Source organism: Halomicrobium sp. HArcht3-1, from assembly GCF_058933345.1.
Genome location: NZ_JBZYDM010000006.1, coordinates 13,572 through 37,083, shown reverse-complemented (window position 1 = coordinate 37,083; position 23,512 = coordinate 13,572). Strand labels below are relative to the sequence as shown.

24 protein-coding genes and 1 tRNA gene are annotated in these 23,512 nt (G+C 64.5%); 10 read left to right on the top strand and 15 right to left on the bottom strand.

All coding sequences use genetic code 11. The features are described 5' to 3' along the window. Window positions 1–10 precede the first annotated feature (10 nt). From AC5FRW_RS11475 to AC5FRW_RS11445, 7 genes are all read right to left on the bottom strand, one after another. Window positions 11–1,672 carry a tRNA uridine(34) 5-carboxymethylaminomethyl modification radical SAM/GNAT enzyme Elp3 gene (locus AC5FRW_RS11475; protein WP_493568597.1) on the bottom strand — a complete coding sequence of 554 codons (1,662 nt, stop codon included), beginning with the start codon at window positions 1,670–1,672 and terminating at the stop codon, window positions 11–13. Window positions 1,673–1,785: 113 nt separating this feature from the next. Beyond that, window positions 1,786–2,277: a cupin domain-containing protein gene (locus tag AC5FRW_RS11470; RefSeq protein WP_493568596.1), complete on the bottom strand. Its 492-nt coding sequence runs from the start codon at window positions 2,275–2,277 to the stop codon at window positions 1,786–1,788. A 60-nt stretch (window positions 2,278–2,337) separates the two neighbouring features. Then, complete coding sequence (locus AC5FRW_RS11465) at window positions 2,338–2,631, bottom strand: hypothetical protein (protein WP_493568595.1); 294 nt, start codon at window positions 2,629–2,631, stop codon at window positions 2,338–2,340. An 86-nt stretch (window positions 2,632–2,717) separates the two neighbouring features. Beyond that, window positions 2,718–4,865, bottom strand: a complete 2,148-nt coding sequence (locus AC5FRW_RS11460) for a DHH family phosphoesterase (RefSeq protein ID WP_493568594.1) — start codon at window positions 4,863–4,865, stop codon at window positions 2,718–2,720. A gap of 96 nt (window positions 4,866–4,961) precedes the next feature. After that, window positions 4,962–5,225 carry a hypothetical protein gene (locus AC5FRW_RS11455; RefSeq protein ID WP_493568593.1) on the bottom strand — a complete coding sequence of 88 codons (264 nt, stop codon included), beginning with the start codon at window positions 5,223–5,225 and terminating at the stop codon, window positions 4,962–4,964. Between the two features lie 128 nt (window positions 5,226–5,353). Beyond that, window positions 5,354–5,971, bottom strand: a complete 618-nt coding sequence (locus AC5FRW_RS11450) for a YIP1 family protein (protein ID WP_493568592.1) — start codon at window positions 5,969–5,971, stop codon at window positions 5,354–5,356. Between the two features lie 188 nt (window positions 5,972–6,159). Beyond that, window positions 6,160–6,738: an NADPH-dependent FMN reductase gene (locus AC5FRW_RS11445; RefSeq protein WP_493568591.1), complete on the bottom strand. Its 579-nt coding sequence runs from the start codon at window positions 6,736–6,738 to the stop codon at window positions 6,160–6,162. A gap of 103 nt (window positions 6,739–6,841) precedes the next feature. On the opposite strand from AC5FRW_RS11445, the gene AC5FRW_RS11440 reads away from it, so the two are divergent. Next, a complete protein-coding gene (locus tag AC5FRW_RS11440) occupies window positions 6,842–7,240 on the top strand; it encodes a hypothetical protein (RefSeq protein ID WP_493568590.1) in 399 nt (132 codons plus the stop codon). 4 nt (window positions 7,241–7,244) lie between these two features. On the opposite strand, the gene AC5FRW_RS11435 is transcribed toward AC5FRW_RS11440, so the two are convergent. Both AC5FRW_RS11435 and AC5FRW_RS11430 read right to left on the bottom strand, forming a co-directional pair. Continuing rightward, complete coding sequence (locus tag AC5FRW_RS11435) at window positions 7,245–7,526, bottom strand: DUF7967 family protein (RefSeq protein ID WP_493568589.1); 282 nt, start codon at window positions 7,524–7,526, stop codon at window positions 7,245–7,247. 45 nt (window positions 7,527–7,571) lie between these two features. Next, complete coding sequence (locus AC5FRW_RS11430) at window positions 7,572–8,489, bottom strand: HhH-GPD family protein (RefSeq protein WP_493568588.1); 918 nt, start codon at window positions 8,487–8,489, stop codon at window positions 7,572–7,574. Window positions 8,490–8,577: 88 nt separating this feature from the next. On the opposite strand from AC5FRW_RS11430, the gene AC5FRW_RS11425 reads away from it, so the two are divergent. Both AC5FRW_RS11425 and AC5FRW_RS11420 read left to right on the top strand, forming a co-directional pair. Next, the gene (locus tag AC5FRW_RS11425; RefSeq protein ID WP_493568587.1) at window positions 8,578–8,907 is read left to right on the top strand and encodes a ribbon-helix-helix protein; all 330 of its coding nucleotides are present in this window, start codon (window positions 8,578–8,580) and stop codon (window positions 8,905–8,907) included. A gap of 609 nt (window positions 8,908–9,516) precedes the next feature. Then, window positions 9,517–10,875 carry a RimK family alpha-L-glutamate ligase gene (locus AC5FRW_RS11420; protein WP_493568586.1) on the top strand — a complete coding sequence of 453 codons (1,359 nt, stop codon included), beginning with the start codon at window positions 9,517–9,519 and terminating at the stop codon, window positions 10,873–10,875. Between the two features lie 408 nt (window positions 10,876–11,283). Here AC5FRW_RS11420 and cysE read toward each other — a convergent pair whose 3' ends face one another. From cysE to AC5FRW_RS11405, 3 genes are all read right to left on the bottom strand, one after another. Beyond that, the gene (cysE, locus tag AC5FRW_RS11415) at window positions 11,284–11,904 is read right to left on the bottom strand and encodes a serine O-acetyltransferase (protein WP_493568585.1); all 621 of its coding nucleotides are present in this window, start codon (window positions 11,902–11,904) and stop codon (window positions 11,284–11,286) included. Window positions 11,905–12,346: 442 nt separating this feature from the next. Then, the gene (locus AC5FRW_RS11410; protein ID WP_493568584.1) at window positions 12,347–12,955 is read right to left on the bottom strand and encodes a DNA-3-methyladenine glycosylase family protein; all 609 of its coding nucleotides are present in this window, start codon (window positions 12,953–12,955) and stop codon (window positions 12,347–12,349) included. A 38-nt stretch (window positions 12,956–12,993) separates the two neighbouring features. Continuing rightward, a complete protein-coding gene (locus AC5FRW_RS11405) occupies window positions 12,994–14,151 on the bottom strand; it encodes an acyl-CoA dehydrogenase family protein (protein ID WP_493568583.1) in 1,158 nt (385 codons plus the stop codon). 114 nt (window positions 14,152–14,265) lie between these two features. On the opposite strand from AC5FRW_RS11405, the gene AC5FRW_RS11400 reads away from it, so the two are divergent. From AC5FRW_RS11400 to AC5FRW_RS11390, 3 genes are all read left to right on the top strand, one after another. Beyond that, on the top strand, window positions 14,266–16,230 hold the full coding sequence (locus AC5FRW_RS11400) for a 3-hydroxyacyl-CoA dehydrogenase/enoyl-CoA hydratase family protein (protein WP_493568582.1): 1,965 nt from the start codon (window positions 14,266–14,268) through the stop codon (window positions 16,228–16,230). 171 nt (window positions 16,231–16,401) lie between these two features. Next, on the top strand, window positions 16,402–17,505 hold the full coding sequence (locus tag AC5FRW_RS11395) for a PAS domain-containing sensor histidine kinase (RefSeq protein ID WP_493568581.1): 1,104 nt from the start codon (window positions 16,402–16,404) through the stop codon (window positions 17,503–17,505). Window positions 17,506–17,571: 66 nt separating this feature from the next. Beyond that, window positions 17,572–17,646, top strand: a tRNA-Glu gene (locus tag AC5FRW_RS11390). Between the two features lie 148 nt (window positions 17,647–17,794). On the opposite strand, the gene AC5FRW_RS11385 is transcribed toward AC5FRW_RS11390, so the two are convergent. Both AC5FRW_RS11385 and AC5FRW_RS11380 read right to left on the bottom strand, forming a co-directional pair. Next, a complete protein-coding gene (locus AC5FRW_RS11385; protein ID WP_493568580.1) occupies window positions 17,795–18,286 on the bottom strand; it encodes a hypothetical protein in 492 nt (163 codons plus the stop codon). Next, entirely contained in the window at window positions 18,279–18,761 is a 483-nt protein-coding gene (locus AC5FRW_RS11380; RefSeq protein ID WP_493568579.1) for an OB-like fold-containing membrane protein, read from the bottom strand. The genes AC5FRW_RS11385 and AC5FRW_RS11380 overlap by 8 nt, the downstream gene beginning before the upstream one ends. A gap of 149 nt (window positions 18,762–18,910) precedes the next feature. Between AC5FRW_RS11380 and glmU the strand changes: the two genes are divergently transcribed. The 3 genes from glmU (at window position 18,911) to AC5FRW_RS11365 (ending at window position 22,293) form a co-directional block, all read left to right on the top strand. Continuing rightward, entirely contained in the window at window positions 18,911–20,092 is a 1,182-nt protein-coding gene (gene glmU / locus AC5FRW_RS11375) for a bifunctional sugar-1-phosphate nucleotidylyltransferase/acetyltransferase (protein WP_493568578.1), read from the top strand. A gap of 63 nt (window positions 20,093–20,155) precedes the next feature. Further along, the gene (locus AC5FRW_RS11370; RefSeq protein ID WP_493568577.1) at window positions 20,156–20,341 is read left to right on the top strand and encodes a DUF7576 family protein; all 186 of its coding nucleotides are present in this window, start codon (window positions 20,156–20,158) and stop codon (window positions 20,339–20,341) included. A 245-nt stretch (window positions 20,342–20,586) separates the two neighbouring features. Further along, the gene (locus tag AC5FRW_RS11365) at window positions 20,587–22,293 is read left to right on the top strand and encodes an arylsulfotransferase family protein (RefSeq protein ID WP_493568576.1); all 1,707 of its coding nucleotides are present in this window, start codon (window positions 20,587–20,589) and stop codon (window positions 22,291–22,293) included. Here the strand turns inward: AC5FRW_RS11365 and AC5FRW_RS11360 are convergent, their stop codons facing one another. Next, window positions 22,294–22,494: a DUF8149 family protein gene (locus AC5FRW_RS11360; RefSeq protein ID WP_493568575.1), complete on the bottom strand. Its 201-nt coding sequence runs from the start codon at window positions 22,492–22,494 to the stop codon at window positions 22,294–22,296. Window positions 22,495–22,699: 205 nt separating this feature from the next. Between AC5FRW_RS11360 and AC5FRW_RS11355 the strand changes: the two genes are divergently transcribed. Further along, on the top strand, window positions 22,700–23,506 hold the full coding sequence (locus AC5FRW_RS11355) for a DUF7839 domain-containing protein (RefSeq protein ID WP_493568574.1): 807 nt from the start codon (window positions 22,700–22,702) through the stop codon (window positions 23,504–23,506). Window positions 23,507–23,512 lie beyond the last annotated feature (6 nt).

The window sequence follows — 23,512 nt, the reverse complement described above, 5'->3', positions numbered from 1 at the left end:
CCGCTGGCGCTCACAACCGCTTGCTGACGTACGGGCCGTCCTGCTTGTAGTCGAGTTTCTCGCGGTAGTACTGGCGGACGCCGATACCGGAGATGACCGCGAGTTTGTCGTAGCCGGCGTCGGCCGCCAGTTCCTCGGCTTTCGTCAGCAGGCGGCGACCGTAGCCTCGGTGTTGGTGCTGGTCGTCCTCGCTCGCACTCCCGAGGCCGACCTGACTGCCGTAGACGTGGAGTTCGCGGACGAGTGCGGCGTTGTCCAGTTCTCGACGGACCGGATCGTTGGGAAACCTGAGTCGGCAGAAGCCGACGAGCAGGTCCTTGTCCGGGTCCTCGAAACTGATGAAGTGCTCGGTCCCGCCGGCGGCCTCGTACGTCAGCACGTCGAGTTCGATCCGTTCGGGGTCGTCGTCGTTCATCCCGACCTCTCGACAGCGGATGCAATCGCAGGTCCAGCCGTGCTCGTCCATCCGTTTCCAGGCCAGTTGCCGGAGATTGGACTTCCAGACGCCGCCTTCGATGAAGTCCGCGGGAATGTCGCGTTGGACGCGCTGGAGACGCGTGTACTTCGGTATCATCGACTTGATCTCGGCGACCAGTTCGGCTGCCTCGTCGTTGTCGAGCGGTTCGAACTCGTCTTTGCGCCACCAGTCGTAGGTGACCGTGCCCTCGACGACGAGTGTCGGATAGATCTTGAGGTAGTCCGGGCGCCACTTGCTGTCCTCGAAGATACGCCGGAAGTCTTCGAGGCACATCTCCTTGCTCATCCCTGGCTGGCCGGGCATCATGTGGAAGCCGACTTTGAACGCCGAATCGCGCAGGCGGCGGTTGGCGTCGATACTCGCCTGCACGCCGTGGCCCCGATGCATCTCCCGATTGATCCGCTCGAAGGTCGTCTGGACGCCGACCTCGACCTTCGTCCCGCCCAGCCGGAGCATCCGGTCGATCTGTTCGGGATCACACCAGTCGGGTTTGGTCTCGAACGTCGTCGCGACGTTTCGCACGTCAGCGGTCTCGTTCTCGGCGATCACGTCTTCGAGATAGCTGAACTCGTACTCGTCGGGATCCTGCGCAAAGCTGACGCCCTCTGCCGGTGCGGGCTGGGCGTCGACATCGAAGTCGTTCATCGCTTCGAGCGCACGCTTGACGAACCACTCCTGATAGTCGTGACTGCGAGCGGTCATCGTCCCGCCCATCAGGATCAGTTCCGCCTTGTCGACGGGGTGGCCGATCTCGCGGAGTTGATTCAGGCGCAGCGTCACCTGCCCGTAGGGATCGTAGTCGTTCTGGACCCCGCGGGCGGCCGCCGGCTCGTGGCCGGTGTACGACTGAGACGAGGAGAACTCCGAGTCGGGACCGCCGGGGCAGTAGAGGCACTTCCCGTGGGGACACCGGTGGGGCGAGGTCATGATCGCGATCGGCGAGACCCCCGAGGCAGTGCGAACGGGCTTGCGCTGGAGAACTTCCTCCAGTTCCTCGCGCCGTTCCAGCGGCGCGTAGTCGAGAATCTCGGAGTTCTTCGGGACCTTCGGCGAGGAGTACTTCGAGCACACCTTCATCTTGGCGCTCTCGACATCGTCCCGTTCCAGCTCGCCGGCGAGGATGCGGTCGACCAGCTCTTCACAGACCTGCTCGAACGCTTCCGTTTCCGTTGGGTCCGTCGACTCCGTGCTCATCGGGCTGTTGGCCTGAAATGGTGGGTTCGACCGAATAAGGGTGTCGCTCCCCGTCGGCGGTCGGGCAACATATCTGACTCACTCCTCGCCGACAAGCCCGCTCACTGCGTGAGTCACTCCTCGTCCCAGTACGACACTTCGGCATCGAGATCCAGATATTTGCTCAGCCGTCGCTGGCTCTTGTCGCCGCCCGGTGGCGCGCCCGCGAAGACGCCGACGGCGTCGTTGTCGGGGTACACGGTGATGTCTGGATCGTTCATCGTCGACATCGCGAGGTATCGGATGCCGTCGGGGCCGGCTTCGAGTTCGTGTTGCCCGTCCTCGCCACGCGGAAAGACTGCGAAGTCACCCGCGTCGAGGGCGCGTTCCTCGCGGTCGCCGCCGAGCCACAGCGTCCCGCTGCCGTCGAGGACGAACATCGCCTCTTCGTTGCCCTCGTGGTAGTGGGCCGGCCAGCCGCGTTTGCCCGGTTCGATCTCGTAGAGACTACAGCCCAGTTCACTGGCCGCGCTCGCTCGTGTGAAGCGCTTGCCACGAAACGCGCGGTCGCCGTGTTCGTGGTCGTCCCAGTCGACGCTCTCGGAGTCGATGACGCGGTCGTCCATACGGACCGTACAGCGAAGGGCTGCAAGAACGTTCTGGTGGTGCGAGACCATCTGGCTCGCCTACAGACTGACCGTCGCGTCCGAGTCAGACCTGTAGAGCCGCCATGCGTAGTAGTACAGTCCCATCCCCGCGAGCGAGGCGGCGACGCTCACCGCGCTGACGGCGGTCTCGCCGGGTTCAGACAGCACAGTCGTTCGACTCGCGACTGACGCAGCGACGATCAGCCAGCCACCCGCGACCATCGGAAGCTTCCAGCGTCGTATCGCCCCGCGCCAGCGAACGACGACAAACACCAGGACAGGGATGAAAACCACGGCAGAGACCCGTACGAACGGCAGCGAGAGGAGGACCATATACCTCGGTCGATCCAGCAGCGCAAAAGTACTGCGGCTGACGCTGTGCTCGGTCCACTCGGTCCGGGAGAAGCGTGTCGACGCGGTTAGAACTGCTCGCCGACGGCCGCAAGCGCCGCGTCGATGACGGCATCGCGCTCACCGGAGAGGAAGCGGATCGATTGTTCACGGGCGCTGCGCGTTCTGACGCCGGCCTCGGGTGCGTGCTCGGCGACGGCGTCGGCGAGGTCGTGTACGTCGACCGGTTCGCCGGCACGAATGTACAGCGTATCGTCTGCGACACCGAGGAGTGCGTCCGCTTCGTCGCGCTCCTGTCGGTACAGTTCATCGAGCAGGAGCGTCGACGGTGGGAAGTCGAATCGGTGCGTGAAGGCGTCCGTATCGAGGATCGCGACGCGATCACCATCGACAGTTTCGTACCGGAGGTTGGCAGTCGCAGTGTCGACTTCGGTCGCGAGTTTCTCGCGGAACTGCTCGGCGACGTTGCCAGCGAGTCCGGTCACGTCGTCGTCCTCGTCACCGAACAGGAGGTCGGTGATGAGTTCGCGCTTGTCCTCGTAGGACTGGTAGTACGCTTCGAGTGCGACTGCGTCGCGAATCTCGGTGATCGCCTCGGGGCTGTATCCGGCGTCGGCGGCCGCGTCGAGGTAGGCCGACGGCGTGTCGTCCCAGAAGCTGACGGCCGGAAGATGCGCGAGGTCGTCGCCGACGTGTTCGTTGACGTGGACAGCGACGTTGGCGGCCAGCGCGGTCGCCGTCGTCGCCGGTGCGTCCGCGAGCGAGGAGCTGACGATGGTGTCGACGGCGTCGACGACCACGTCGTCGGCCGCTGCGTCGTCGATCACGACGCGCGGTGCGCCGTACACGTCGAGCAGTTCGAAGCCGTCGAGGCTCTCGCGCGTGCCACCGGCGGCGACGAAGACGAACAGCGGAAGCTTCTCGTCGTGGCGCTCGCGGTTCTCCAGCATGTTCGTTACGTCCTTCGTGGCGTCTTGCATGTCGTAGACGCCACCCTCCAGCGGTCGACGGTCGAAGTAGTGATACTGGGCGTCGGCTCGACGATGCTCGTCCTCGACGAGCGGGAGCGTCGCGCGTTCGAGTGCGACACCGGCGACGTAGCCGTCGGCAGTCGCGGAGTGGCGGACGATCACCGGGCGGTCGGTGATGACGGCCCGTCGGATCGCCGTGGCGGCGTCGACGAGGTCGTCTGCGAGTGCCTCGACGGCGGGATCGTCGGCCAGTACGTCGACCGCTGCCGGTCGGGCGCGGTCGTCGAGTGCGTCGGCCATCCGATCCTCGACGGTCTGGCGCTCGTCGCCTTCGAGCGCGACGAGCGCCTCGGTTTCGACCTGGATCTCGCCGCGGCGGCGGCGCACGTCACCGTCGAGTCGGACGATGTCCTCCTCGACGATCTCGGGGTAGGCGCGAACGCCGGCCTCGACGAAGGCGGCACAGTCGACGGTGCCGGTCTCGTCGCGGAGTTCGAACACCGTCGGGCCACTGGTCTGGCGGACGTTGACGATCTCGCCTTCGAGGCGAACGTCGTCGCCCTCGTTGTCCGCGAGCGACTCGACAGCGGTGAGCGGGCGCTCTCGTTCCTCGACGACTGCGCCACCGGACGAGGAGTCGGCCGTGCTGTCGTCGGTCGTGGACGCCTCAGTAGCGGGCTCTTCGGTCGTAGTCCCTTCACTCGTCGACGCCTCGGTCGCGCCGTCCTGTCCGGCCACGGCAGCGGTTCGCTCGCCCGCGTCGTCGTCCTGACTCACTGCCTGTGCCTGCTGGTCAGTTTCGTCGTGCGATGCCCGTTGGCTACGCCCGTTTCCCGACTCGTCCTCCGAGTCGTCGACTTCGTCGGCCAGACGCTCGTGGTCGAACTCGGGGTCGTCGATCAGGACGCCGCAGAACTCCCGTTCGGCCTGCCGGATGGACCAGCCAAGGTCGATGTTGCCGTTGTCGCGAACGTTCTTGACCTTCACGAAGACGGTGTCGCCCGGTTCCCAGTCCAGCGAGTCGAGTCGCCGATCCAGTTCGCTCCGGTGGAGCAGACCGGTGACGCGGTCGCCGATGTCGACGAAGACGCCGAACTCGGCGAAGCCGTCGACGGAACCACGGTAGTAGCGGTTGGTCGTCAGTTGATTCGGGTGGTCGCCTCGGAATTCGAACAGTACGTCCTCCTCGTGGAGGTCACAGATGTGACCGTCGACGGAGGTACCGCAGATGATACACGAACCCATTGACCGGTGAAAGCATTTCGGCACTAAAACGGTTGTCGAAATCCTCGCCGGTGAGCGACTGGGCCAATTGTGGCCGCCGGCCAGCGATTTGCCCGACTATTCGAACACGCGGCTCTCCGATTCGAGCATCTCGATGCCGCGTGCGACCTCCGTGGCTTGCTCGGGCGCGAGCGCGACCTCGACCTCGCTGCCGTCCTCGTCCTCGAACGCCAGTTTGACGCGCTCGTCGCCGAACTCCCGCACGTCGAGTCCGTCGATATCGTACAGTTTCACCGTCGCAGTCCGGTTCGAGGGGCCGACGTGCTTGATCGCGCCGTCTTTCAGTTCGAACATGAAGTCGTCCAGATCGAGCGTGAGCATACCGGAACGGCGACCGGAAGCCACCTAAATGTGTCCGAAACCGGTCTCATACGGAACGTTGTCGTTGCGTACCGGCGAGCGTCGCCACGGGGGAGGCGCTCACCGGTACATCGCCACAACCGTCCGTATCACAGCAGCAGGTCTGCGGCCGGAATCGCGCGGAAGCCGTAGCCAAAGAGGATCGTCGCAGGGAGGGCCGCGGCGAGAACGGCGCGGGGAACCGAGAGGCTGTGTATCCTGTGGAGACCGTAGCAGTACAGCCCCGCTGCCCAGAGGCCACAGACGATCCGCACTTCCGGGACCGGCACGCCGACGAACACGCACGGCGCGGTCGCGTAGGCGATCACCTGCACCGTCTCACTGATCCCGCCACGGTCGGGCGCGAGCGCCGCGAGGATGATCGTCTGGAGCGCCGCAGTGAGATGCAAGACTGCGGGCGCGACGAAGACGACGATAGCGACAAGCGCCAGCAGCGCAAGCATCGGTTCGAGGTCGCCGATCACGGGGTAACTGTACGGCCCGAGCGCGAGTCGCCCGCGCTGGGCGAGTTCGACGACCGCGAACCGCGTCCCCTCCTCGACGAGGACGACGACGGCGATAAAGACCAGTCCCGGTGCCTGATCGCCCGGCGCGATCCCGGTCTCGAAGAATCGCTTCGGTCGCAACAGTATCTCGATCCACGCCCGCACGAGCGCGACGGGACCGCGATCACGCCCGCCCGTCGGATTCTCGACCCACTGTGTCACGAACGCTTCTAGGGCGAGTGTGGCTTAGTCAGTTTCCCTCTGGCTTGACCGCTTGACCGCTCCCAGTCAGTCGTCGGCACCGACGCTCCCGACGACTGCTACCTCCCCCACACGAGGCCACCCAGGAAGTCGTCGGCACCTGCGGTACAGCCGCTTGTTGGGCTGGACACGGCGAGCGGTCCAGCCGGTCAATCGTCTGCACCGACGTTCTCACAGCTCTCGAAACTCTGTGGATCGGGTTCGATGTTCGCATACCGTACGGCTTCTCGGCCCAGCGTCTCGACGCGGTCGCGCACCGTCTCGTCGACGAGTCGGCCGTCCTCGAACGCGCTGCCGGCACGCGGAATCGCGGCCTGGTGGGGGATGACCCAGCAGTCGAGCGACCGACCGACGGAACGGAGATGTTCGAGCGCGGTGACGGGGAAGCTACCGCCGGCGACACAGAGCAGGCCGACAGTCTTGTTCTCGAACTCGTCGAAGCCACAGTAGTCCAGCGCGTTCTTGATCGGTGTCGAGAAGGAGCCGTGATACACCGGCGTGCCCAGCAGGATCGAATCTGCCGCCCGGACGCGCTGTCGGAACGCGTCGGCGTCGCCCGCGTCGTCTTCGTCGGGATCGTACACCGGCAGGTCCCACTCGCGCAGGTCGAGCAGTTCGGTTTCCCCACCGGCCTCGTGGGCCGCGTCGAGTGCGATCTGCAGTCCTTTTCGCGAGTGGCTACCGTCGCGCAAACTCCCGCAGATGGCGATCACGTCGGTGGCTGTCATAGCTTGGGCATCGGTCCCCGCGCTTTTAGCACTGGCTGATCGCGGCGGTCGGTCCGGACTCTCCGGACGATACATTGACTGTCGGCTCACCGGAGGCCAGACTGTGTATCGACGAGACGCACTTCGGACCGTCGCAGCGGTGGGGACACTCTCGCTTGCGGGGTGCTGGGGGTCAGCCATGACCGGATCGGTCGCCGAGAATCAGACCGCACTGACTATCGAACACGAGTACACGATCAGGGCGAGTGGGTACGGAACGACGGTGGTCGTCGAGGTGACAGCGACCAACGAGAGCGACACAGCGGTCAGCGGCCCGAAACCGCTGCTGGACGCGACCTGCCGCTTTCTCGATGCGGGCGGCGAGCGACTCCACGGCTCGACGCGCCGGATCGAGCCACCACTCGAACCCGGCTGGACGCGGGCCATGCAGTTCAAACTCGGCGGGGGCGTCGACGAAGCAGAGCGCTACGAACTCCTCGTTCGGTGGGACGACGCGGAGTAAGGAGTCAGAGCAGATCGTCCGGTTCGTGATCCTCGGCCATGCGCTTGGCCTCGGCCGCGTACCGTGCTTGCAGATCAGGGTCGTCGACCATGCCGAGGTTCCCCGGGTCAGCGTCGACGGCCACCGTCGTGTCCCGCCGGTCGTCGAACGAGGTCAGCGCCCGCTCCTTGCGGTAGTATCGCTCCCCGTCGGTCGTTGCATACGTGAGGATGATGAGATTTTGCTCGTCGTCGGAGTAGGTCCGTTCGACCAGCCAGACGCGGACCGATTCGGTTGTCGGCGTCATGTGTAGACGGAGGCGACCGATACACAAGAAGCGGCAGGTGCGTTCTCACTCGCTGAGACGGACGGCGACACCCTCGTCGCGCTCTCGCGTCGCGACCAGCCCGTCGTCCGCGAGGTCGTTGACCAGCCCGCGTAGCCACTCCCGGCCGTGTTCCCCGTCCGGTGCGTAGTCGACGCGCACGCGCGGCCCGAGTTCGTCGAGTTCGAGTTCGTCGTACTCGCCGAGGACGTTGATCACACGCCCGCGCATCTGCCGGCGCGACCCCTCGAAGTCGGGCTGAGTCGGCACGTCCGGCGCAGTGAAATCACCCGTGTCGTAGGCGTGACACCACTCGCGCCACGGGCACCCGGCGGCGTCACAGGCGGGCGTCTTCTCGCAGGCGACGCCGCCCAGTTCCATGATCGCGTTGTTCCAGACGCGGGACTCGCCCGCTGGCATGAGCGCGCCCGCGACTGCCTCGAAGGCTGCGTCGTCGTCGGGCACGTCGAAGGCCCGATAGAGGACGCGTTTGACGTTCGTGTCGACGACGGCGTCGCCGGTGTTGAACGCGAACGACGCGACGGCGTTGGCGGTGTAGGGACCGACGCCGTGCAGTTCCTGTAGCTCGTCGGGTGTCTGCGGGAACGCCCCGTCCCAGTCGTCGACGACTTGATTGGCCGCGGTGTGGAGGTACTTCGCGCGGTTGTTGTACCCCAGCGAGTGACTGGTCCAGAATCCCACCACGTCGGACCGGTCGGCCGCCGCCAGCGTCTCGGCGTCGGGCCAGCGGTCGAGGAAGGCGTGCCAGGCGTCGACGACCCGACTCAGCTGTGTCTGCTGGCTCATCACCTCGGAGACGAGAATCTCGTAAGCGTCGTCGGTCTCGCGCCACGGGAAGGATCGGTGGTCGTCCTCGTACCACTCGACCAGTGCGCGCTGGACCGCCTCACGGTCATCGGGGACAGCACCCGGCAACTCCGTCATTGCTCGGGGTTACGCTCGGTGGCGCTTGTGTATGACGATCCGAGATGCAGCCGAAAGACGTTTTCCCGCGCTCGCCTTCGGGCCGGATATGTCACTCGACGACCTCTCGGAGGACGTAAAATCCGGCTACTCGGAGCTAGGCGAGGAACTCACCGTCTCGCTCGACCGGGAGACGCGAAACGAACTGGCGATGCTCGACGCGGCACTCGAACCCGACGACCCCGACGAACTGGTCCGGCGCGGGATCCACATGCTCTTTCAGACTGCCGTCGAGACCGGGAATCTCGACTTTCACCTGCGCTCTGGCTACGACTGCACCTACGACGAGTACCTCTCGGGGATGACCTTCGAGGAGATGACCGGCGCGGACCAGTTCCCACAGGCACAGGACAACGACGACCGGCGCTACCAGTTCTAAACCATCTTTTTCCTCTGCGGGTGGCTCGCTTCGCTCGCCACCTCTTGAGCAAAAACATGGGTGAAAAAGGCTCGACCTCGCTACGGTCGGTCGAGTGAACCCGGCGACCTGCCGGGTCCTTCGGACCGCTCGGTCGCCCAGATGCAACCGCAACGAAGTGGTCAGTATAATTCAAACACTGAGCAAATGGCGGTGGCGCGCGCTGTCGCTCGCTCCGTCGAGCGACAAAATTGTGCGAGGGATGAGGGGCACAGCGAAGCGAGCACCGCAATCGGTTGGGGAGGTGTGTGGCTGCGGTGCTGTGCAGTGCGGTCCTGGAGGAATGAACGGGCGAGGCGCGACTGGGCGGTTCTGTGCGGGCACTATTCGAGCGCAGCGAGAATATCCCGCACAGAACCGCCCAGCGAGCCGAGGGCGTTCAGTTGTTAGTCACGCTTGTACTCTCTGTCGCATCTTACTTTCACAAACACATGATATGAACCATCCGCTCTATTGGCACAGAGGAAACACGAACCACGCCCAGAGAACCAAAACCGAGTACTGACGATCGGACGACACCCGCCGTCGCTGACCGTCAGGCATTTGGAGACACTGACAGAGTCATACTGTATGACCGCATCCGAGGACCCGACGATAGGGGTCCTGAGCCTGCACAACAGCAAGGAGACGAAGGCGATCCTCAACGCAGCGGACGCGCTTGGCTACGACACCGAGTGGCTCCGCCAGGAGAACACTGCGATCGATGTCAGCGACGGTGACGTGACGCTCGAACCGGATGTCGACGTGGTCGTCAACCGCCTCCTCCTATCGAGTGACGAACAGCCGGTCGAGGGGATCGGGCTGGCGCTGACGCTGGATCGGCTCGTCCCGATGTGCAACCGTCCGAAGGCGATCACGACCGCGCTGCACAAGTTCGCGACGACGATGGCGCTGTCCGAAGCCGACGTGCCGGTGCCCGACGCGCTGCTGGCGCTGTCGAGTGAACGACTCAACGAGGAGCGCACGCGCTTTGGCGACCGTGCGGTGTACAAGACCGCCATCGGCACCCACGGCGGCGGGACGTGGCTCGTCGACATGGACGACCCGGTCAACCCACAGGTCGGGCTTCGACAGGCGTTCTTGCAGGAGTACCTCGACCGTGACGACACCCGCAATCACGACCTGCGGGTCTACGTCGTCGACGGCGAAATCGTCGGTGCGATGAACCGCTACGCACCGGACGGCGAGTGGCGGACCAACGTCGCACTCGGGGGCGAAGTCGAAGACATGACCGACGATCTCCCGCCGGAAGTGGCCGACATCGCGACCACGGCGACCGAGGTGGTCGGACTGGACTACGCCGGCGTCGACATCATCGAGGGCGACGACGGCTATTTCGTACTGGAAGTGAATCCGACAGCCGGCTTCCGCGGGCTGTTCAAGGCCACCGGCAAAAGCCCGGCACCGTACATCGCCAAGCGCGCAATCGAGAAGGTCGGCGGCAGCGTCGACGACGAGGAAGTGGCCCGACTCGCCGCGGAACTCGACGACTCGCGCCCGCACTGTATGCCAAAGCCCGCCGAGACGGAACCCAAAGAACAGGTCGTCATCGGCTACATCGAGGAGGTGATGGTCGCCGGAACACGCGGCAGTGAGACCATCCTCGCCAAGTCCGACACCGGCGCGACCCGGACCAGCATCGACTCACAGCTGGCAGCACGTCTCGGCACCGGACCGATCAAGGACATCGTGAAGGTCAAGTCGGGCAGTCTCAAGAGCGGGAAGTCACGCCCCGTCGTCGACCTCGTCGTCGGCGTCGGTGGTACCCAGCACACCGTCACCGCGAGTATCGAGGACCGCGGACACATGGACTACCCGATCCTGCTGGGCCGAGACATCCTCCAGCACTACCACGTCGACGTGACCCGACGAGCGGACGACGACGTGGAACTGGAAACCGAGGAAGAAGAGCAGGACTTCGAAGAGTAGCGGGAGATTCGAGCGAGCACCGCGAGCGAGAATCTCCGAACGGCCGAGCGGGAGTGTAACGACACGCGAGGCTGCGGTAGGCGGTCCAAGAGCACCGCGAGCGAGAATCTCCGAACGCCCGAGCGGGAGTGTAACGACACGCGAGGCTGCGGTAGGCGGTCCAAGAGCACCGCGAGCGAGAATCTCCGAACGCCCGAGCGGGAGTGTAACGACACGCGAGGCTGCGGTAGGCGGTCCAAGAGCACCGCGAGCGAGAATCTCCGAACGGCCGAGCGGGAGTGTAACGACACGCGAGGCTGCGGTAGGCGGTCCAAGAGCACCGCGAGCGAGAATCTCCGAACGCCCGAGCGGGAGTGTAACGACACGCGAGGTTGTGGTGGGCCCGAAGAGGAAGACAGAACGACGTTCTTAGGACTGCACTTCTCGCCAGCGCGGTTCGACTTCCGGCGCACAGTCGGGGTGCATCTCGGCAGTGTCGTCGCCAGTGTGCGCCGCGGAGCCGTCCGACGACCCATCGCGGTCCTCGACCGGTTGGGCGGGGTTCCCGACGACCGTCGTCTCCGGCGGCACGTCGTCGACGACGACCGACCCAGCGCCGACCGTTGCATCCTCGCCGATCGTGATGTCGCCGATCAACGTCGCGTCCGCGCCGATCATCGCCCGGTCTTCGACGGTCGGATGGCGCTTGACCCGCTCGCCCGACTTTCCACCCAGTGTGACGCCGTGGTACATCACGACCTCGTCACCGATTTCGGCAGTCTCGCCGACGACGGTGCCCATCCCGTGATCGATGAACAGGCGGTCGCCGATGGTCGCACCGGGGTGGATCTCCACGCCCGTGAGGAAGCGACCGACGTACGAGAGGAGGGCGGCGAGCAGATCGAAGCCCCGGCGGTGACAGGCGTTCGCGAGCCGATACCACCAGACTGCGTGGAGTCCGGGATAGGTCAGTAGGACGGTCAGCGTACTCGTCGCGGCGGGGTCGTTTGCCTTGGCGAAGCGGATGTCGTCTGTGATACGGTCGAACATTGTGTGACTTGTGTGGGGAACAGTCGGCTGTGCGATGCGAGTCGGGACAGAAAAGAGCGAGCGCTCAACAACAGCGCAGGCCGGGCGAAGTCGCACCGCGGAACATGTCGATAACTCACTCGTCCAGCATCTTAAACCCCGTCACTCCCGTAGCTGCGACCACCGGGAGCGAGGCGTGGGGGTCGCCAGAGAGCACTCACAGCGACGCTTCCGGCGTCATCCACGACCATCGTGGGTGAGCGGCGAGAGCGGCGGCGTATCGGCAGTTTCATTTCAATGGTGTGTTCATCTCGGCGTGGGAGATGGCGAGTGGGTCCTGAGACAGCGCGATCCTGATGTGAACACGAGCTGTGAGTCAGGTCGTCGACGTCTCGGCCCTCCACGCCCTCGTTTCGGTTGTATCGGCCGCTCGTGATCGCACTACAGCGACGAGACTGTGCGCCTACTCGGAGCGGACTTCATCGACGCTCTCGGCGATGTCCTCCTCGACACGCCAGAGGTAGAGACTCGCGTAGCTTCGATAGGGAGCCCAGCGTTCGGCGTACGACCGCATCTCTGCGCGAGTCATCTCGGGATCGACGAGCGTCTGCATCCCCTTGCGGATGCCCAGATCGCCCACGGGAAACACGTCTTCACGGCCGAGCGAGAACATGAGTTGCATCTGGGCAGTCCACTCGCCGACGCCGGTGATTGCGGTGAGTTCGTCGACGACTGCGTCGTCGCGCAGCCCTGCGAAGTAGTCGTGCGAATAGTCGTGTTCGTCGAAGGCGGCGGCGATGTTGTTGACGTAGCGAGTCTTCTGTCGGGAGAGACCGGCGTCTCTGAGCGTCTCGTCGGCCGCCGCGAGGATGCCCGACGGTGTCACCTCGACGGCCTCAAAGAGTCGTTCGCGCGTGGCTGCGGCCGACGCCATCGACACCTGCTGGCGCAGGACGGAGGTGACGAATCGCTGAAAGAGGTCCTCTGCCGGTTCGATCGAGAGTTCACCGTGTTCGTCGACGAGCGGTCCGATGTCGGGGTCCGCACGGAGGATGTCGTGGGGGTCGCTCACGAGCGTGGACAGGTGACGCGGCAGGGAGAGCGTTTCGCCTACACCATCCCCTTGCCGAGCAGTTCGCGCGCAATGATGTTTTTCTGAATCTCGGTGGTCCCTTCGTAGATCTGGGTGATCTTCGCGTCGCGGTAGAACCGCTCGACGTCGAAGTCGTTGACGTAGCCCGCACCGCCGTGGATCTGGACGGCCTCGTCCGCGACGTCGACGGCGACCCGGGACGCGTACTCCTTTGCCATCGAGGCGAGCATCGTGAGCTGGTCGTCGGCGTTGTCGACGCTCCAGGCCGACTTGTAGGTCAGCATCCGCGCGGCCTCGGTCTTGGTGTGCATGTCGGCGAGTTTGTGCTGGATCGCCTGAAACTCGCTGATCGGGCGATCGAACTGCTCGCGCTCCTGGGCGTAGTCGAGGGCGCGCTCGGCCGCACCCTTCGCGATGCCGACGGCCTGTGCGGCGACGCCGGTCCGGGTTTCGTCGAAGAACTGCATCAGTTGCAGGAAGCCCGCCCCGCGGGTCCCGACGAGGTTCTCCTCGGGGACGCGCACGCCGTCGAACAGCAGTTCAGCCGTATCAGAGGCCCTGATCCCGAGTTTGCCGGTGATCTTCTCGGCCTCGAAGCCGTCGCGATCCGCTTCGACGATGAACTGTGAGAAGCCGTTGTAGCGGCCCTCGGCGTCGGGGTCCGTTTGGCAGAGGACGACGAAGTAGTCGCCGACGGTACCGTTGGTAATCCACATCTTGTGTCCGTCGATCACCCACTCGTCGCCGTCTTTCGTCGCCGTCGTCGACACCGACGACACGTCCGATCCCACGTCTGGCTCCGAGATGGCCGCACCCATCACCGCCTCGCCGGTCGCGACGGGTTCGAGGTACGCCGCTTTCTGTTCCTCGGTGCCGAAGCCGACGATTGCATCCGCGCCGAAGGCGGCAGACTGGATGCACAGACCGATCCCCGGATCGGCCGCGAACAGTTCCTCGGCGATGATGGCGTTGGTCAGCGTGTCGTAGCCGACACCGCCGTACTCCATGGGGATGTTCGCGCCCGTTAGCCCTAATTCCGCCGCTTGCTCGACGATCTGGCGGGGATACTTCTCTGCCGTGTCGTACTCCGTGGCGTGGGGCCTGATCTCGTTGTCGGCGAACCGCCGGACTTCCTCGCGTACCTGGCGTTGTTCGTCCGATAGCTCGAAGTCCATGTTTCCAATGTTAACACCACTCGCACATAATGATATGGTGCAAAGAATAAACTCTTCCGTGGTTGTTGACCGAGAGAAACGTTGAAACCTCGGGCGAGAGTGGATACTTCTGACATGGATTTTGAGGACATCGAGACGGTCGCGGTACTCGGCGCTGGGAACATGGGTCACGGCATCGCCGAAGTCGCGGCGCTTGCAGGCTACGACGTGCAGATGCGCGACATCAAAGAGGAGTTCGTCCAGAACGGCTACGACCAGATCGAGTGGTCGCTGAACAAGCTCGCCGAAAAAGAGCAGATCAGTCAGGACGACGCGGACGCTGCCCTAGAGCGCGTGACAGCGTTGGTCGACATGGAGGCGGCCGTCGGTGACGCCGACATCGTCATCGAGGCCGTCCCCGAGAAGATGGAGATCAAGAAGGACGTGTACGGAGAGGTCGAGGAGTACGCGCCCGAGGAAGCGATCTTCGCGACGAACACCTCCAGTCTCTCGATCACGGAACTCTCGGAGGTCACCGAACGGCCCGAACAGTTCTGTGGGATGCACTTCTTCAATCCGCCGGTCCGAATGCCACTGGTCGAAGTCATCTCCGGTGCACACTCCAGTGACGAGACGCTGGACGCGGTCGAGCAACTGGCCGACGCCTTCGACAAGACACCCGTTCGCGTTCGCAAGGACTCGCCCGGGTTCATCGTCAACCGTATTCTCGTCCCGCTGATGAACGAAGCCACGTGGCTCGTCCACGACGACGAGGCGACGATTGCCGAAGTCGACTCGACGACGAAGTTCGACATGGGCCTGCCGATGGGGTCGTTCGAACTCTCCGATCAGGTCGGCAACGACGTGGGCCTGCACGTCCTCGATTACATGCACGAGGTGCTGGGTGATGCCTACGCGCCCTGTCCGCTTCTCGAAGAGAAAGTCGAGAACGACGAACTGGGCAAGAAATCCGGCAAGGGGTTCTACGACTACGAGAACGGCGGCGTCGACATCCCCTCCGACGCCGGCCGCGAGGACATCGAACACCGTCTGCTGGCCGTGATGGCGAACGAAGTCGGCAAGCTCGTCGAAAACGACGTGGCCCCGGTGAGCGACATCGACGAAGCGGTGATGCTCGGCGGCGGCTTCCCGAAGGGGCCGGCAAAGCTCGCCGACGAAGCAGGACTGGACGCGCTCGTCGACGCCCTCGAATCTGCTCACGACGAGACCGGCGCGGCCCGCTACGAACTCTCCGAGGGCCTCGAAACGGCGGCCGAGGAAGGTGGCTTCTACGACAGCGACGACGAGGACGCCGCCGCGTACGAGGTCATCGAAGTCACCTATCCCGAGGAGTACGTCGCACGGATCGCGATCGACCGTCCCCACCAGATGAACACCATCAGCCCCGAGGTGATGGACGAACTCGCCGACGCCGTCGACCGTCTGAGCGAGGACGACGATGTCCGAGCCATCCTCCTGACCGGGACCGGTGATCGCGCGTTCTCGGCCGGTGCGGACGTGCAGGCGATGGCGAGCAACGCGACCCCCCTCGAAGCGATCAAGCTCTCACGCAAGGGTCAGGAGACGTTCGGCAAACTCGAAGCCTGTCCGATGCCCGTCGTGGCCGGTATCGACGGCTACGCGCTCGGTGGCGGGATGGAACTGGCGACCTGTGCCGACATGCGTATCGCCAGCGAGCGCTCCGAACTCGGTCAGCCAGAGCACAATCTCGGTCTGCTCCCGGGCTGGGGCGGCACCCAGCGCCTCGCCAACATCGTCGGCGAGGGCCGGGCCAAGGAGATCATCTTCACGGCCGAGCGCTACGACGCCGCGGAGATGGCCGACTACGGCTTCGTCAACGAGGTCGTCCCCAACGACGAACTCGACGAGCGAGCGCTCGAACTCACGAGCGACCTCGCCGCCGGACCGCCGGTCGCTCAGGAACTCACCAAGAAGGCGATGCTCGCGGGCCGTGACGACACCGACGCCGGCCTCGAAGTCGAAGCACAGGCCTTCGGTCACCTGATCGGTACCGACGACGTGATGGAAGGGATCACGGCGTTCATGGGCGATTCGGACCCCGAGTTCGAAGGGAAGTAAGAGCGCGCCGACACTGCTGCCGGACCTTCCCCACGCAGTCGCGTTCTGAGGCGAGACAGGTCGAATACTGACGCTCTCGCGTGGCGGATGTGTCATGCTACCACGGAAGGGGTTTTTATTGCTGGGCTCGCAATCGAACGCTATCAGCGTCTGGTGGCGCTGTAGGAGACAATGACGGGGGACAACAGTCACGACGGACGGCAGGCATCGGGAAGCAGTGCCACAGGTGCGCAGACAGCGGTGGGTGCCAGACGGGCCGCTGAGACGTGTCTCACAGACGGCGGCTTCGAGGCGGGCTTTTTCAATGCCGTCGTCGAGAAGGTGGGAGTCGGTGTCGGCGTCTACGACGAGAGCGGGCGCTTTGCCTACGTCAATCAGGCCTACGCCGACATGCTCGGGATCGATCGCGACGGTCTCCACGGCGTCCCGATCTGGGAGGTAAACCCCACACTGGACGAGTCTCGCTTCGAAGCGTACTGGCATTCCTTCGATATCGGAGAGACGCGCCAGCGGGAGACGCTCCACCGCCGGCCAGACGGCGACGAGATACCGGTCGAGACACACACGACGGCCATCGAGGTCGATGGCACGACGTATCACGTCGGCACCATCGCAGAGATCAGCGAGCGCATCGAAGGCTGGGAGAAACTCGAACGACAGGACGAGCGACTCGAACAGTTCGCGTCGGTCGTGAGCCACGACCTCCGAAACCCACTGAACGTCGCGATGGGACGGCTGGAACTCGCACAGGAGGCCACAGACACGGAGCATCTCGACCACGTCAAAACGTCACTCGAACGGATCGAAGCACTGATCGAGGACGTGTTGACGATGGCCCGAGATGGCAACCGCATCAAAGAGCCAGAGCCGGTGGAGTTAGCGCCCGTCGTCAGACGCGCCTGGCGAACGGTCGGCGCAGACGACGGTACGCTGGCACTCGAAGACGAGTTCGGGACAGTCCAGTCCGACGAAAATCGACTGCTGGAAGTGTTCGAGAACCTCTTCGAGAACGCGGTGGTACACGCCGGCCCGGCCGTGACGGTCCGGGTCGGGCGCACCGAGGACGGCCTCTACATCGCCGACGACGGTCCCGGTATCCCGTCCCGAGAGCGAACGAAGGTACTCGACTACGGCTACACGACCACACCCGACGGCACCGGCTTCGGTCTCACCATCGTCGAACAGATCGTGACCGCCCACGACTGGAGCCTCTCGCTTTTGGAAAGTGCCGACGGTGGTGTCCGAATCGAGTTCTCCGGCATCGATTTCGAGTGAGTGGTTGGCAAACCGCCGGCAGAAAGACGATTTTAAATACCACCAGCCTATCTCACTATATGCAGCGCTCGCTTGGTGTAGTCCGGCCAATCATATTGGCCTTTCGAGCCAATGACCAGGGTTCAAATCCCTGAGCGAGCATTTTCCTGAGGAACAACGTGACGAAGCAGAGCGTAGCGAAGGGATTCGAATCACGCGAGACGAACGCAGTGAGTCTCGCAGTCAGGTTTCAAATCCCAGCGGAGCAGTGCTGTCCTAACGGAGCAGGATCGAGAGCAGTGGGTCGCGGTCACGTCGCCGAGGCACGATAGCAGTCGGCGAGAAAGACCAGTCCGGCCGTGATGATCGCGACGGCAGTGACGCGCGGGTCCGAGGTGACGTAGAGACTCGGCGTCGGCGGTCGCCACCAGACGAAGGGGTAGAGCCAGAAGTTCGCCTGTCCGTCGGCGAACACGCGCATGCCGTCGAGCGTGAGTGCGGTAAGACCGCCGAAGAAAATATAGCCAAAGGCGCGGCGGTGATCGTCGCCGAACCAGACGGCGATGGCGGTGGCGATGACGAGAACGCCACCCAGCGTACTGATCGGCGCGTAGCTGAACGGCAGTCCCACGATCGATTCGATCACCGTGTCCTCGACGACGATACCGACTTTCACGAGGTCGGGAATCGCCGCCCCGGCCATCGCGAGGACGATCCAGCGGTCCGTCAGCCACTCGGCCCGCCAGCTGAGGGGTGTCAGGAGAACGAACGGGACGAGCACGTGAGTCAGCAGATCAGCCATCCCGACGCACCTCGAATGAAAGCGTCGCGAAGTCGATACGCCAGTGTCGCAAGACGAGAGCAGTCACGAAGGCCGCACCGACGAGCGAGACGCCGTACTTGAACAGGATCGACGATCCTGCGGGGTTGACCACGCGGACGTTGCGTGCGTCGACAGTGGCGTCCGGTTCGAGACGACCGACGACCTGTACGACGCCGCCGGGACGGACCGCGGCGTCGAAGTCATCGACCGTGAGCGTCAACTGTCCATCGGAGTGGCTGACGAGTATCGTTGCACTCTGTGTCGTCGTTTCGACCCGTTCGACGGTGCCAAAGACGAACACGTCGTCGCCGACGTGGCCGTCGTAATCGGCTGCAAGCGCATCTGAGGTAGGATACGGCCACTGCTCGGTGTGTTCGGCGTCGTAGTGGACGCCCATTCCGAAGACGAGACCGAGCGCGAGGACGACGACCAGCGCGCGCACGAACAATGTCACAGACCGACCGGTGATCGCCCGGGCGCTAAGATGTTGCGACTCGGCCGTCGGAGCCGACCTGCTCCGGTATCGTTACACGCCGGCTGTCACGGTCGTAGTCACCGCCTGATGACCGTATCTTCAAATGGGTCGGCTACGACCGGCTTCGTATGCAAGTAGTCGTCCTCGCGGCAGGTGAGGGGACCCGAATGCGGCCGTTGACGACATCGACGCCGAAGCCAATGTTGCCGGTCGCGGATCGACCGCTCGTGGCACACACCGCCGACGCGGCTGTGACCGCTGGGGCGAGTGAACTGCTTTTCGTCGTCGGCTACGAGTCCAAGGCGGTGCGGTCGTACTTCGGCGAGGAGTACCGGGGCGTCCCCGTCGAGTTCGCCGTTCAGGAGGAGCAACTGGGGACGGCCGATGCAGTGCGGTGTGCCCGCCAGCATCTCGACGGCCAGTTCGCCGTCCTCAACGGCGACAACCTCTACGATCAGGCGTCGATTACGGCGCTGTTCGAGGCCGGCCCCTCGATCGCCGCCTACCGCGTCGACGATCCGACCGCATACGGCGTCCTCTCGACCGAGCAAGGTCGCGTGACCGACATCGTCGAGAAGCCCGCGGACCCACCGACCGAACTGGCAAACGCCGGTGCCTACGTCTTCCCGGCCGAGGCCCGCGAGTGGCTCGACGTCGAGCAGAGCGAGCGCGGCGAGTACGAGATCACCGACGTGGTCGCGCAGGCGATCGAGTCGGCGACGGTGTCGGCCGTGGAGGTCGACCGGTGGCTCGACGTAGGCCGCCCGTGGGAGCTACTGGCGGCAAACGAGTGGAAACTGGGCGAACTGGAGCGGCGAATCGACGGCGAGGTGAAAGGCGACGCGACCCTCCGCGGGAACGTCGTCGTCGAAGCGGGGGCGACGATCGAACCCGGCGTCGTGGTCGAAGGACCGGCGTTGATCCGTTCCGGTGCCGAAGTCGGCCCGAACGCCTACGTCCGTGGAGCGACGCTGCTGGGGCCGGACACCCACATCGGCCACGGCGTCGAGATCAAAAACAGCGTCATCGGGACCGGTTCGGCGGTGCCACACGTCTCCTACGTCGGCGACAGCGTCCTCGGCGAGGACGTAAACTTCGGGGCGGGCACGCAGGTGGCGAACCTCCGCCACGACGGCGCGTCGGTCTCCCAGACGGTCAAGGGCGAACGCGTCTCGACCGGCCGACGCAAGTACGGTGTCGTCGCTGGCGACGAGGTCAAGACCGGCATCAACACGAGCATCAACCCCGGCGTCACGCTGTCGAGCGGCGCGATGACCGACCCCGGCGAATCAGTGACCCGGGATCGATAGGCAGCCCCGACCAGCGGCTGGATTTCTGTGCCGTTAAATAGCACGACACCCACCAGTCGCCATATGGTAGATCCTACGTCGGACCATCACGAGGACATCGACGAGTCCGAGGCACCGAACTGCGAGACGTGTGGCGAACCCATCGCGAACGAGCCGACCCATCGCGAGGTCACCTGGATCGAAGACGGGAGCGTCCAGGAAGCGCACTTCTGTGACGACGACTGCCGAGACGAGTGGGACGGGAACTGAGACGGCGTCTCGTCGCTGTTTGACCGGTCGACCACAGTCCTGCCGTGGAGCCGATCCATCCGTGCTCGACACTGATCCCGATAGCAACAACTGAACCGATCGACAGACCGGTCGCGCTGCAGTCCTGCGATCGTGTGTGCCGTGATTTCGATGGCTACGATACGACGTGACGCTCAAAATGGCGCTGAGTTATCACAAAACATTACCCAACTGCCATCGACAGGCCATCTGTTCCATCGATGCATATGACAGGACGCAGTGCCCTCCGTATCGTCTTTCTGACGACGATGCTCATCTCGGCCGCGACCGTCGGGCAGTCGTTCGTCCAGACGGCCGTGCAGGCCGACGACGATACGTCGTCGCCAGCAAGCGAGACAGCGGTAACGCAGGGAGAGTGGTCCCAGCACACCGGGACGAACGCGACACGGACGGCGACCGAAGAGTCGAGACCGGCACGGACTGAAACCACGGTTTCGACACAGCGGCCCCCCTCCAGTGGACGGACGGCAATCGACGTAGAGTCACGGTTCCAGCAGGCAAAATCGGAGACCGCCGCGGGCGAGAACTGGTCTGCCCAGCGCGTGCAGCGAGCGAGTGGACAGCGCGGGCTGACCGTCGTGGCGACGCAGGGGTTCTACGTCAGCGGCCAGACGGCCGAGATCGCCGCATTCACGCCCAACGGCACCGTGGTCTACTTCAACGACAGCTACCGGACCTACTTCGACGTGGATCAGGTCCCCGGCGAGCGCTACACCGTCGAGTACGTGGCCGCGCGCCACTTCCGGGGTGACGCGTGCGAGCAGTTCGACAGCAATAGCTGTACGCGCAACGTCCTCGTTCGGGCGAACCTCACGACCGGTGCCGAGCGGGTGCTGTACGCCGAGCGGACGCCGCGGGTCGCCTCGGCACGCTGGCACGACATCGACCGGATCAACGAGACACACCGACTCGTCGCGGACATCGTCGAGGACGACGTGTACGCCGTCGACATCAGGGACGGCTCTGTCGTCTGGGAGTGGGACGCGGCCGACCACTACGCCCGCGATGCCGGCGGGAAAGACGGTGACTGGACGCATCTCAACGACGTGGAGTTGCTCGACGACGGCCGCGTCATGGTCAGCATACGGAACATGGACGAAGTCGTCTTTCTGAACGCGACCAACGGTGACTACGCCGTCGACGAGTCGTGGACACTGGGCGAAGACGACGAGCACGAGATTCTCTTCGAGCAGCACAACCCCGACTACATCCCGCAGTCGTACGGCGGCCCGAGTGTCATCGTGGCCGATTCGGAAAACACGCGCATCATCGAGTACCAGCGCGTCGACGGCGAGTGGGTCGAGACGTGGCACTGGCGCGACGTTCGCCTCCAGTGGCCCCGCGATGCGGATCGACTGCCCAACGGGAACACGCTGGTCGTCGACTCGAACGGGAATCGACTGGTCGAACTGAACGACGAGGACGAGATCGTCTGGGCCGTGCGGGTGGGCATGCCCTACGACGTCGAGCGGATCGGCACCGGCGACGAGAGTCAGGGCGGTCCGGCCGCGCGATACCGGGAGCGCGCCCCGATCGAACCGATGACACCGTCCGCTCCCGCAGAAGCGACGACCGAGACAGTCACCGAGAACCGAACGAACGCGAGCGCCGATCAGCCGGGTGGGACCGCGTCGAGCGCTCCCGACGCCTCGATCGATCCGGAGACGAACGTCGCCAGCGAGCGGACGGTCGCCGATCAGTTCTGGTTCGGTCTCAAGACGCTGCTCCCGACACACGTGACAAACGGCCTCCTGTATGCCTCGCCACCGTGGGTGCTGTTTACCGATCTCGCGTTCGGCGGGCTATTCGTGCTCGTCGGCCTGACGTGGACGACCAGTGAGTACTACTGGTCGGGCTACTCACTGCGGAGTGCTGTGGAGCGCCTCACCGGGCTGGTAGGCCGTCTCCGGTGACTACAGCAGGCCGATGTCCTCGGCGACGCGGTCGGCCAGCAGTTCCATGACCGCCGGGTCGACCTGTGCCATCTCCTCGCCGTCGTGACGCTGTTCGTTGTGTCGTTCGACGGCCGCTTCGACCTCGTCGAACGGGATCTTCGAGCGCGTCCCGCAGGTCTCACAGACGATCGGGATATCGGGGATTTCGTCGTCGGCCATACGATCGATTCGGTCCGGGCCGATCAAATAAGGACTGCTTCGTCCCGCGAGTGTGGCACGCGGTCCAACGTCACTGGACGAGCGAGAAATCGCAGTTGCAGTACTGCAACCGTGATTGTCCGGCTGTCGGGCCAGCACCACACAGACCGGATCGTAGTCGAACGGAGAGCAAACATACTTGCCCGCAGGGTGCAGAGTGGTCGCTATGAGCGACGAGGTCCACGACGAGACCACGGTCCTCCAGAGCAAGCGGACGGCGACCCAGTACCAGATCCTCATCGAGATCGCCGAGCGCCAGCCAGCCGTCAGCCAGCAGGAGATCGCCGACAGTATCGGCATCACCTCACAGGCCGTCTCGAACTATCTGCAGGACCTCGTCGAAGGTGGGTTCGTCACGAAACACGGCCGCGGCCGCTACGAAGTGACCAAAGAGGGCGTCGACTGGCTGATCACACAGACTGCCGACCTCCGGGAGTTCGTCGACCACGTCTCCGAGGACGTGATCGGCGAGGTCGAGATCGAGACGGCGATCGCGACCGGGCCGATCGACGAAGGGCAATCGGTCTCGCTGGCGATGCGCGACGGTGTGTTACACGCGACACCCGGAACGTCGAGCAACGCGACCGCCGTCGCAGTCTCGTCGGCCGACGCCGAGCAGGACGTAGGAATCACGGACTTCGACGGGGTACTGGAGTACGAACTCGGGACCGTCACCGTGGTGTCGATTCCGCCGATCCGCGACGGTGGCAGTCGCGGTGTCGATCCCGAGACAGTGACACAGGTCGCAGCAGAGCACGATCTGCTGGCCGTCTCGGGTACCGAAGCCGTCGCAGCGGCGACTGACGCCGATCTGGTACCGGACATCCGGTTTTCGACGGCGACGGCCGTGACGGAAGCCGCGACGAAGGGACTCGACGTGTGCCTGCTCGCCGTCGCGGACGATCTCGCGGGCCTGACCGATACCTTCCGAAACGACGACGTGGGCTTCGAAGTGCGCGAGATAGAGCGATAAGGCGGC